This is a genomic window from Nocardia sp. NPDC004711 (genome assembly GCF_053601595.1).
Genome location: NZ_JBSGCB010000128.1, coordinates 1 through 8,855, shown reverse-complemented (window position 1 = coordinate 8,855; position 8,855 = coordinate 1). Strand labels below are relative to the sequence as shown.

The following is an 8,855-nucleotide window of genomic DNA, read 5'->3' as shown; positions in this document are numbered from 1 at the left end:
CGGCAGTAGCGGACGTCCAGGGCGCTCAGATCAGCATGGCCGGTTGATCTTTCGATGCCCGGCGCTGGCCTACTTGGTCAGCGCGGTATGCGGCATGAGCGCTCATTACCGTTGCATGTAGTCAGCGAGCCGCTGATCTTCTGGAACGTCGGACCGATTCGAACCCTCCCCAACTCAGTACTTCTCGAACACCATCGGTGTCCCAGGCTGTGGTGCTCCAGTATGCTTCGGGACGGTCCGACATGAGATCTGTACGGAGTAGGGCAAAGTCTTCGGTACACCGGAGGACCCCCCATCCCAATGCCTCGCAGATAGCGGGGAGGTCTTCCCTGGTCCAGGTCCAGTCGAACGACGCTGCGACAGCGGCGATGCGCTCGACTTTTTCACTCTCGACGAACATGAGCGCTGTTGTGCAGTGGGATGGCTGTCTTGCCCTGAACGGACCCGCTTCACAGATCATGCCCGGTTCCGACCGCCGAGATAATCTCTACCCTACAATCTTCCGCCAACCCGCACGTGGGCCTCGCTCATCGGCATTACCGTGCACTGGCAACGTCCGATCGGCGGACTCAGATGACCCCTGCCCGTTGATCTTCCACGCACCCGCGCTGGCCGGTTCGGTCAGCGCGGTATGCGGCATAGCGGATGTGTGGCCGCCGGACACACGCTCATGAGCCGGAGTGGGCCCCGAAAAGCGCGACCACCGTCCTCACCTTCGACACGAACCACCAGGCCTGCTGACCGTGCCGGCGAAGGCCCGGTCGATCTAGTCTCTGTCCTTGTGGCTGAGGACGACGGCGACTCTGCCGTCGTTCTTGATCTCTACCCACGTGCAGGCCTGATACGAATCGAGTATCCAGCCTTGATGCCAGCAAGAGCCTTTCCATGTACCGGAATCGCCGAGGAAGGTCTTTTCGGGGGTGAAAGTCCATCCGTTGCTGTCGGTCAGGTACTTCCGAACCTGTTCAGCGACCTGCTCGGGTGTCCCATTCGTTCCTGCGATGTAGAAAGTCCGCTCGCAATCGGTGCCGTCGGAATCGTCGGCGCAGTCGGGGGCCACCGTCTTGGTCATCGACAGCCCCTCGGGCAGCGAGCCGATAGCGTCGACGGGAGGCATGGTCGCCGTTCCGAACTCAAGCAGGCCCATCGCGGTGACCACCAGCACGACAAGCCCACTGAACAGGCAGTACAAACCCCCGAGCGTCCAACCAATGCCTATGCGCACCTTGGCGTCCCGGCCGAGTGGCACCGCTCGGGTAGGCGCCAACTCCATGATCGGCGCGACGATCAGCACCACAATGACGAATACGGCCAGCACTACGCCGACGGTGGCCTGGAAATCGGTACCGAAGACCCCGTACTGCAGCGGGATCTGAACACCGGCCACAATGGTCAGCACCGTGACCCCGGCCCATCGCCCTCTCGGGGTCTGCGCCGCTAATGCCCAGCACAGCACCGGGAACAGCAACACCAAGCACAAAGAGAACACGAACGCACCATATTCGATGCGCCGAATCCCGGAGTGCCGACCGCTGACCTCCAGCATGAGCCAGATTATCCTGCCGCGAAAGAGAATTCGCGCCGTTTGCGGGCCTTCGGGCACGCCGTGCAAACAGTGCCGGCCTACAAACGGGGCGATGTCCCCGGCCAGTGTCCTGGTGACGTAGTGGGGTCGTCTTCCCACGACCCATCACGAGGACGCCGCCCATGGCGAGCTCAGGCAGGGTGCCCAGTTCGTCCGCAGGATCAGCGCGGCATTCGGCATGACCGTGCACTGACGACGTCCGGTCGGTGGACTCAGATGCACTCTGCCCGTTGATCTTCCACGCACCTCGCGGTCCGTTCGGTCAGCGCGGCATGCGGCAGTTGCGGATGTTCTCCGCTGCACCCCGACCATCAACTCTCGATGTCCAGACGCACCACTTTGGCCCATCCGCAGGACGTTCCTGCGATCTACTCAGCGAGCTCGGTGGGCATGAAAGTCACCGCGTAACTGACAGAGAAGGTATCGACCGCCAGCAGGGCTACGCCGCGGGCGGGTTGGTATCTGCCAGGCGTCGTGGTCTTCCTCGGTGCGACCGAAGAGTTCTTGGACGTGTGCCTCGTTAGCCCGGAAACCCAGCGGCTTCGCGATGTGCCGGAGCAGACTCCTCGAATCTGGAGGTTCTAGCCGACGCATGGCTGATTCCGTCAGCGCGGCGGCGCAGCAGGACGTCAGGATCGGCGACCGACCATCCACACACTCGTATCGTTGCGAGCATGACGATTCTGCTCGCGCGGCCTGTGCGCGGAGTTACTGTGCGCTCCACGAAATCGCCGGGGAATTGCGTACCCGACTGGGGCTATGCAGAGTTGGACTTCGAGCCGATCGCTTACTACGAATCGTCCTCGGTCGAGTTCGCCTGCGAGCCCTGCCAGGACGAGGAACTCGGGAAGGCCCTCGCTGAGGGAGCTTTGATCGAGTTGGCAGGCACGGGCACTCACGATCCGGGCAGCCGTGGGAATCCGGTGTTGGCACGAGTAGTGGTCCGCGTCATCGAGCAGTCTCAGGTCGACTCTTGCGCATCGGTCTATCGCGGCTTGGGGGTCTTGGCCGTGCGTGAAATGCTGAACTGCATCGCCGAGGACCGCGACCCGCAACCAATCATCACCAGGATCAGCATCGGATTTCGGCCATGACCCCGAGGCTGCATCAGTAGTCACCGTGATGCGGCTGAATCTGGTTGCCATCCTCGTCGTACGGGGCGCACAACATCTCCGGTACCGCCGCCTGTAGCTCGGCCCGTCGGACCGAGACGATCCCGGACTCTTGCCGTTTGAGTGGAGAACAGTCACCGGTAGTCACCGTGAAAGTTTGGGGTAATCCTTCCACACCCGCCCGCTTATGGATTCGTACTGCCGTCATCTCTCCTCCATGCTTTTACACTGCGGCACGAAGGGTTACGACCGGGTCGGGCCCGTCCCCGCGCCGGATACTGTTATCGCGGTGGCGATCTCGTCCAGATCGCTCGCCGCGAGTTCGACAGCCGCCGCACCGATCCACCCATCGACCTGCTCGGCATTGCGGGCACCGACAATAGCGCCGGTAATGCCGGGCCAATTCAGCACCCACGCGATAGCTATATCAGCGACGCCGACTCCGTGCCGTTCGGCTATGGGGCGCAACGCCTCTGCCAGCTGCAGGTTGACGGTCAGTCCGCTGGTGAAGTCGGAATGCGCCGAACGCCAATCGTCGGTCGGCAGCTTCGCGGCGCGCTCGGCGCTGAAAGCGCCGGAGAGCAGACCCGATTGCAGCGGCGAGTAGGTGATCACGCCGGTGTTGTTGGCGTGCGCCCATGCGATCTCCTGGGCCGCGGACCGATTGATCGCCGAGAACGGCGGCTGAATGGAGTCGACGTGCGCGACCTTCTCGGCGCGCTCGAGAAGGTCGACGGTGTGATTGGATAGGCCGATCGCCCGCACCTTGCCCTCGGCCCTCAGCCCGGCCATGGTCTGCCAGTACTCCTCCAGCGGGGTGGCGTTGGGAGACACGGCGCCGAAGCCGCCACCGGCATACTCCAGCGATTCGCCGGTGTCGGGATAGTGCACCTGGTACAGGTCGATGTGGTCGACCCCGAGCCGGCGCAGGGAGTCTTCGAGCTCACGGCGCACGCTGGCGGGCTTCATAATCCGCCGAGGCGCGGCCGTCGGGCTCTCCGGATCCCAAACCAGGCCGACCTTGGTGAAAACGTACGGCTTGTCGGCCGTGGGGAATTCGGCGATGGCCTTGCCGACCAGTTCCTCGGAATGGCCGAGACCGTAGACGGCGGCGGTGTCGATCCAGTTGACGCCGGAGGCGATGGCGTGCCGGATGGCGGCCACCGATTGCTCGTCATCGGTGGCGCCCCAGCTGAAGCGCCAGCCGGAGCCCGACACGGCCCAGGAGCCAAAGCCGAGGCGGGTGATGTCCATGCCCGTGGTGCCGAGCGGACGGGTGGACAGCTTGTCGGTCATTCTTCTTGTCCCTCTGTGGTGTGAGTGAAGAGCCAGCGATGGAAGCGGCTGGTCAAGGCGGGCATGACGATCCAGACCATCGCCGCCACGGCAACGGGGATCAGCACGGCCAACCGAACCGGGACGGAAAACCCACTCAGCAGCGGCCCGGTGACGGTGGCGAGTACGGTGATGATCGGGTAGATACCGCAGACGGTCAGCAGCCACAGCTTCCAGCGCGCGGGTTCGGTCCTGGTCATAGCTCAGGTGAGAATGTCCAGGACCAGACGCGATGCTTCGGGAAGCGTGATGTGATTCTCCGGATATGCGCCCAGGTGCCCGCCGTCCGGGAGCACGAGGGCGGTGGCTCCGAGCTCGCGGACCAGAACATCGATGTGCTCCAGCGGGTTCGGGGCATTGACCGGATCATCGATCGCCGTCAGCGCTCGAAACTGCCTGGCAGCAGCGCGGATTCGCGGCCAGTCGAATTCGCGCTCGAAGAACTCCGCGAGCAGGTCGTAGCCGACCTCGTGTACCGAGGTCGAGACCAGCACGACTCCGGCGAAGACTCCGCTCGTCACGTCGTATTGTTCGAGGAACCTCAGGACATTGACCGCGCCGATGCTGTGGCCGACCAGCACGGTGTCCTCGGCCGGTGCCGCGACTGCGCCCGCCAGGGTCTCGAGCCACGGTTTCACCCGCGGTGCCTCCGAATTCGGAAGGTCAGGGATGACCACTCGGTGCCCGGCCGCTTCCAATTCGGCTCGAAAGGTGGGGAACCAGACGCTATCGTTCCGCGCCGCGAGCCCGTGCGACACAACGATGGTACTCAAATGCTTCTCCTGTTGTCTCAAAAGGGCAGTGCGGCAGGCGCATCGGGCTGCTGCAATAGCCGGGACTGGGTGAAGAATTCCCGATCCCAGTGGCTGCCGAATCCGCTGTCACGGAAACTGCTCACCGGCGAGAACGGGTCTTCGTCCACGGTGTGGTGATTGACATGGGTTGTGCCGTGCCGCAGCCGCCGCGCAACGGCGAGGGCCCGCGCCCGGTCACTGCTGAATACGGCGCTGGCCAGGCCGTAATCGGTGTCGTTGGCCAATGCCACTGCGGCGTCGTCGCTTTCGACGGTGTAGAGGCAGGCCACCGGTCCGAAGATCTCTTCGTGATGGATCCGCATGTCCGGGGTGATGCCGGCCAGCACAGTCGCGGGGAAGACTCCGTCGACAGCCGGGGCGCCGCCGACCAGCATGGCGGCACCCTTGTCCGTCGCGTCGGCCACCAGGGCGGTCACCCGCTCCACGGCGCGCCCATTGATCAGGGGGCCGACGACGGTGTCGGGATGCGACGGATCACCCTGGTCGAGGAAACGGGCTCGCCGCACAAATCGGGTGGTGAACTCTTCAGCGATGTTCTCGTGCAGGATGATTCGGTCCACACTCAGGCAGATCTGCCCCGAGTTCATGAAACGGGTGAACAGGATCTCCGCAACGGCCTGCTCCAGATCCGCATCATCGAGCACGATGATCGGATTCTTGCCACCCAACTCCAACACTACTGGAGTGAGGTGTTTCCCAGCCAACTCCCCCACGATCTCTCCGACGCCGGTCGATCCGGTGAACCCCACCCGCCTGACCCGCGGATCCCCGATCAAGGCCGCCACCACCTCGGCCGCATCCTCGCGGTCATTGGTAATTACATTGAGCACCCCGGCAGGCAGACCCGCTTCGGCCAAGACATCGGCAAGGAACAGTCCGGACGTGATCGGCGCGTCCTCGCTGGGCCGCAGCACGACCGTGTTCCCGACCGCCAATGCCACGGTCACAGCACGAATCGCCAACACCAGCGGCGCATTCCACGGCACGATCGCCGCCACGACACCGGCTGCCTCGTGGGTGATCTCGGACCAATCGCCGGTGCCGTCGTGGGGTGCCGCTGCGATCTCGTAACCGGCTACGGCCTTGGTGGCCTCGATCATCAGACGGGAGGCGCCGATAATGTTGAACCGGGCCCACTTCTGCGTCCCGCCGGTCTCGCAACGAAGTAGTTCGGTGAATTCCCCGAGCCTTGCCGCCAAGAGCCCCGCCGCCCGATCGAGTACAGCTGTGCGCTCCGTGGCGGGGAGTGCTGCCCAGTCCGGGAATGCCAGCTGTGCAGCATCCACAGCCGAGGTCACGTCAGCGGCCCGCCCTGCTGCGACCACCGCGAACACTTCGAGGGTGAACGGGTTGATATCGGAGGTCGACTTCGCAGACAGCGCCGGCACTTCCGTGCCGCCGATCAACAATCCGCGTCTGATCGGACCTGCTTGGTTGGTCATGAGTTCCTTCACTCCTCTGCAGGGGTATGTGCCGAACGCTGTAGCAACGCTCGCATTGAGCGGACTGCGGAGGGAATGACCGATCCTGCACTGCAGCCGTGCGCAGGTTGCATCACCGAAATCGCGGTTCTCGGTAATACTCGAGGGCGTGACGGCCCCGAACGAAGACCGCGAGATGGAACGATCGCCGCAGATCACCAAGTCGCCGGAGGCGCTCGAGCTGCGCCACTTACGCGCATTCGTCGCGGTGGCCGGTGAACTCAACTTCGGTCGCGCCGCCGCGCAGCTGTACCTGTCGCCGCCCGCGCTGAGCCGCCAGATCCGCGCACTCGAGCAGATCGTCGGGTGTGAATTGTTGCGCCGCACCACACACCGGGTCGAGCTGACCCTGGCCGGCAATGCGCTCCAGCACAGGGCGCTGGAGATTCTCGCTCAGGTGGACGAAGCCGTGTCGGCCACCCGTCTTGTAGGCGGGGAACTGGTTGCCCGCATCGCCCGGTACTGGGAGCCGGTCAGCGACCTGGTCGACGCTGAATTGCAGGCGCTACGTATGGCTTTCGAGGATCTCCATGCGCAGTTCTCGCCACCGCAGGACGTAGCCGTCCGGCCGATCAATGCGGGCGGCGTGCCGAGTCTGCTACTCACGCCACCGCAACCCGCGACCGGCACCGTGCTGTATCTCCATGGTGGCGCGTACATTTCAGGATCCGCATTCGGATACCAGGCGCTCGCGGGCGCGCTGGCCGCCGCCGCGAATACCAGGACCCTGCTGCCGGATTACCGTCTCGCGCCGGAATACCCCTTCCCCGCCGCAGTGGAAGACGCCCTGCGCGCGTATCTCTGGCTCGTCGAAGGAGGCACCGACCCGGAACAGATCCTGCTCGCCGGAGACTCGTCGGGCGCTCATCTGGTGCTGTCGACGCTGATCGGGATCAAGAACCGGCAGCTCCCCGCGCCTGTGGGCGCGGTACTCCTCTGCCCCGGTGTCGATCTCGCCGGCAGTCGTCCCGGCGAGCAGCCGACCGAGCCGCAGCCCGCCACCGCCGAACGACTGCGCCAGCGATTCGTCACCGACTACCTTGCCGGGCATCCGCATGATGATCCGATGGTCGATCCGCTCGGCACCGACCTCTCCGATCTCCCCCCGATCCTCATCCAGGCGGGCACCGGCGATACCCTCCTGGCCGACGCGCACCGCCTCGTGGAGCACGCTCGACGGTGCGACGTCGCCGTCACACTTCAGCTGTATCCGGTGGCAACACACGACTTTCATATCTTCTGGTCCTTCCTCCCCGAGGCCGCCGAGGCCCTGCGCCATGCCGGTCAGTTCATTGCAACGACGACGCAGCGCGGTGCCGCCACCGAGTCGCGACCGGAGGAACAGAGCGCCTGAGTCGAGTCAGGCGCGACCACGCGGTCATCGCCCGTTGTACAAAGGCCATGCCCCGGTCTGCTGCCAACTGCCCCAGCACCCGGCACCGATGCCCGGTCGGTTCACACGCCACCGTCACACCCGCGAAACCAGCCCTGACAGCGTGCTCGCCCCCAGTCCAGACCAGCACCAAGATCCCCGGCACGACACCGGAACATTCTGCGCGCCAGCACTTTCGAGTCATGATCAACGACCACCACCATCTGTTCGCGTTCGGCCAGATCGATCCCGACTATCGCGTTGCCCACCGGAACCAACCCCGCACGCCAAACGCGCGTTCCGGTTGCGATAACCCCGGGACGCGCCACTACCGTTACCCATGGAACGTCCTCCTACCGCGATGGGACACCAAGCCCGACAAGCGCATCAGGAGGACGTTCCCCACGTCCAGACACCCGAAGCGCAGAACGCCTTTCTATGTCGCTGAGATCGGGGGTGGATTGCGGGCACCGCTCGCTGCCCCGACCACGTCGCATACGGAAGGGCAGTCCATGGCGAAGAAAATCACCATAACTATGGTGGACGACTGCGACGGCGAATCGACGGCCGACGAGACCGTCTGCTTCTCAATCGATGGCAACGACTTCGAGATCGACCTGTCGAACAAGAACGCCGCCACGCTGCGGGAGGCCATGGAACCGTGGAGCGATAAGGCCCGCAAGCTGGGTCGCTCCAAGCGCGCCAAAGTGGTTGGCGGCGGGCGCGCGCGTCTGGCGGCGGACCGGCAGGAGAGCACCGCGATCCGCGATTGGGCGCGCGCTCAGGGGCACCAGGTGTCCTCACGCGGCCGCATCCCGGCCGAGATCGTCGACGCTTACCAGCGCGCCAAGAACTAGCCGGCGCGAATCGCCGGGGGAGCCGAGAACCCGCAGACATCGGCTCCTGACCGTTCAGCCTTCGGGGGCTCGTTCCGACCACTGTCAGGTTTCACCGGTGCACGACTCAGGCCGCGCGGTATGCGGCATGTGCGGACGTTGGCTGGGCGGGATGCCCGTCGCAGTGCTCCGGCGGGACTGATCGGGCGATTCCGGCCGCACTGAGCTTGGTCTTTAACCTCCGGCTCGGTTGCGTTGGTAGAGGGTTGTGAGTCGTTTGACGGTTTTGCCGACGTCGTAGTGGATGGCGCGGTGACGG

General features: G+C 64.6%; 9 protein-coding genes. 3 read left to right on the top strand and 6 right to left on the bottom strand.

Annotation, left to right across the window (positions count from 1 at the left end; all coding sequences use genetic code 11):
- Nucleotides 1-121: 121 nt before the first annotated feature.
- Nucleotides 122-400 (bottom strand): DUF6301 family protein, encoded by a 279-nt coding sequence (locus tag ACWEKS_RS48155; protein WP_452346401.1) that lies wholly within the window; start codon nt 398-400, stop codon nt 122-124.
- Nucleotides 401-766: 366 nt separating this feature from the next.
- A complete protein-coding gene (locus ACWEKS_RS48150) occupies nt 767-1,546 on the bottom strand; it encodes a hypothetical protein (protein WP_452346400.1) in 780 nt (259 codons plus the stop codon).
- Between the two features lie 713 nt (nt 1,547-2,259).
- Here ACWEKS_RS48150 and ACWEKS_RS48145 point away from each other — a divergent pair.
- Nucleotides 2,260-2,679, top strand: a complete 420-nt coding sequence (locus ACWEKS_RS48145) for a hypothetical protein (protein WP_452346399.1) — start codon at nt 2,260-2,262, stop codon at nt 2,677-2,679.
- 261 nt (nt 2,680-2,940) lie between these two features.
- Here the strand turns inward: ACWEKS_RS48145 and ACWEKS_RS48140 are convergent, their stop codons facing one another.
- The 4 genes from ACWEKS_RS48140 to ACWEKS_RS48125 are packed head-to-tail and all read right to left on the bottom strand — an operon-like array spanning nt 2,941 to nt 6,289.
- A complete protein-coding gene (locus ACWEKS_RS48140; protein ID WP_452346398.1) occupies nt 2,941-3,993 on the bottom strand; it encodes an aldo/keto reductase in 1,053 nt (350 codons plus the stop codon).
- On the bottom strand, nt 3,990-4,232 hold the full coding sequence (locus ACWEKS_RS48135; protein ID WP_452346397.1) for a hypothetical protein: 243 nt from the start codon (nt 4,230-4,232) through the stop codon (nt 3,990-3,992). The genes ACWEKS_RS48140 and ACWEKS_RS48135 overlap by 4 nt, the downstream gene beginning before the upstream one ends.
- Nucleotides 4,233-4,235: 3 nt before the next feature.
- The gene (locus ACWEKS_RS48130; RefSeq protein WP_452346403.1) at nt 4,236-4,790 is read right to left on the bottom strand and encodes an RBBP9/YdeN family alpha/beta hydrolase; all 555 of its coding nucleotides are present in this window, start codon (nt 4,788-4,790) and stop codon (nt 4,236-4,238) included.
- A 32-nt stretch (nt 4,791-4,822) separates the two neighbouring features.
- Nucleotides 4,823-6,289, bottom strand: coding sequence for an aldehyde dehydrogenase family protein (locus ACWEKS_RS48125; protein WP_452346396.1), 1,467 nt, complete (start codon nt 6,287-6,289; stop codon nt 4,823-4,825).
- Nucleotides 6,290-6,437: 148 nt separating this feature from the next.
- On the opposite strand from ACWEKS_RS48125, the gene ACWEKS_RS48120 reads away from it, so the two are divergent.
- Nucleotides 6,438-7,682, top strand: coding sequence for an alpha/beta hydrolase fold domain-containing protein (locus tag ACWEKS_RS48120; protein ID WP_452346395.1), 1,245 nt, complete (start codon nt 6,438-6,440; stop codon nt 7,680-7,682).
- Nucleotides 7,683-8,212: 530 nt separating this feature from the next.
- Nucleotides 8,213-8,557, top strand: coding sequence for a histone-like nucleoid-structuring protein Lsr2 (locus ACWEKS_RS48115; RefSeq protein WP_452346402.1), 345 nt, complete (start codon nt 8,213-8,215; stop codon nt 8,555-8,557).
- Nucleotides 8,558-8,855 lie beyond the last annotated feature (298 nt).

What these genes read in the sequence shown, in the direction of transcription:
- ACWEKS_RS48125 (WP_452346396.1), bottom strand. Translation starts at nt 6,289, where the DNA reads ATGACCAACCAAGCAGGTCCGATCAGACGCGGATTGTTGATCGGCGGC.
- ACWEKS_RS48150 (WP_452346400.1), bottom strand. Translation starts at nt 1,546, where the DNA reads ATGCTGGAGGTCAGCGGTCGGCACTCCGGGATTCGGCGCATCGAATAT.
- ACWEKS_RS48115 (WP_452346402.1), top strand. Translation starts at nt 8,213, where the DNA reads ATGGCGAAGAAAATCACCATAACTATGGTGGACGACTGCGACGGCGAA.
- ACWEKS_RS48135 (WP_452346397.1), bottom strand. Translation starts at nt 4,232, where the DNA reads ATGACCAGGACCGAACCCGCGCGCTGGAAGCTGTGGCTGCTGACCGTC.
- ACWEKS_RS48145 (WP_452346399.1), top strand. Translation starts at nt 2,260, where the DNA reads ATGACGATTCTGCTCGCGCGGCCTGTGCGCGGAGTTACTGTGCGCTCC.
- ACWEKS_RS48140 (WP_452346398.1), bottom strand. Translation starts at nt 3,993, where the DNA reads ATGACCGACAAGCTGTCCACCCGTCCGCTCGGCACCACGGGCATGGAC.
- ACWEKS_RS48155 (WP_452346401.1), bottom strand. Translation starts at nt 400, where the DNA reads ATGTTCGTCGAGAGTGAAAAAGTCGAGCGCATCGCCGCTGTCGCAGCG.